The organism is Nocardia cyriacigeorgica (assembly GCF_010858045.1).
GTDB lineage: Bacteria > Actinomycetota > Actinomycetes > Mycobacteriales > Mycobacteriaceae > Nocardia > Nocardia cyriacigeorgica_E.
In genome coordinates this window covers 1-324 of record NZ_JAAGVC010000229.1, presented here as the reverse complement: position 1 = coordinate 324, position 324 = coordinate 1, and the positions used below count along the sequence as shown (strand labels likewise).

Sequence of the window (324 nt, the reverse complement as noted above, 5' to 3'; positions counted from 1 at the left end):
CCTGTCATCATCGTCCGCGACGACTCCCAAGGTGGAGTCGACATCGCCTGGGAAGCAGCCAAGGTCGGCTTCGACACCCTCGCCGGCGAACTCGACGGCGGGATGACTGCCTGGATCGGTCCCGTCGAGAAGGCGGCGCTGCTCGGTGCGCATGAGTTGGCCACATACCCCGCACCGACCGTGCTCGACATCCGCCAGCACGGCGAGTACGTCGCTGGGCACATCCCGGCCGCTTACAACATCGAGCTCGGTGCGCTCGCCTCGCATCTCGGCGATGTCCCGCCCGGACCGGTGGCGGTGATGTGCGGACACGGCGAACGTGCC

General features: G+C 67.9%; 1 protein-coding gene. It reads left to right on the top strand.

Going from position 1 to position 324, the window contains the following annotated elements; translation table 11 throughout:
- A partial coding sequence (locus GV790_RS29490) for a rhodanese-like domain-containing protein (RefSeq protein WP_218586496.1) occupies window positions 1–324 on the top strand: 324 nt, incomplete at both ends.